Raw genomic sequence first — 604 nt, 5'->3', positions numbered from 1 at the left:
AGACAGGGGTGGGTGAGCTGCTGCGGATCGGCACGACGGCCCCTGCCGGGGCGGCGCAGGGGCCTGTTGGGCTGACGCCGGGCCATGCGGTGGCCGGCGCCGCGCCCGGGGCGGGTGGTCCGCTGGCGGTCGGCGGCTCCTCGCCGGATCGTGTGCCGGACCTGGACGACGTGAAAGCCCCCGCCGGGCCCGTCCCGGACGGCGGGGCCGCTTGCGCCGAAGGCGCGCCGGACGATGTGACGGCCGCTGCCGCGCCGGTGCCGGGTGCGGCGGGCCCCGTCGAGTCGGTGAGGGACGACGGGACGGCTCCCGCGGATCCCGTGCCGGACCGTGCGACGGCCTCCGCCGGTGCGTCTGCCCGGCTCTCTGCCGAGCTTGAGGTGGATGATGCGACGGCTCCTGCCGGGCCCGTCCCGGATGGTGTGACGGTTCCGGCCGAGTGCGTGCCGGACGATACGACGCCTCCTGCCGGGACCCTCGTCCACGCCTCCGCCGAGCATGTGGGGGACGACGCCGCGGTTGCCGTCCAGCGCGGGACAGGCCATGAGACGCGCTTTGCCGAGCCTGTGCCGGTCGATACGACGGCCCCCGCCGGCCTCACCAC

1 pseudogene is annotated in these 604 nt (G+C 76.7%); it reads left to right on the top strand.

The window, feature by feature from the left end:
• A pseudogene (locus CCN72_RS40075) lies at positions 1 to 604 on the top strand (hypothetical protein); the annotation flags it as partial.

Source organism: Streptomyces murinus, from assembly GCF_002154555.1.
GTDB classification, from domain to species: Bacteria; Actinomycetota; Actinomycetes; order Streptomycetales; family Streptomycetaceae; genus Streptomyces; species Streptomyces murinus.
Note: the sequence above shows the minus strand (reverse complement) of the source record. Positions and strands in the feature narration are given on the sequence as shown.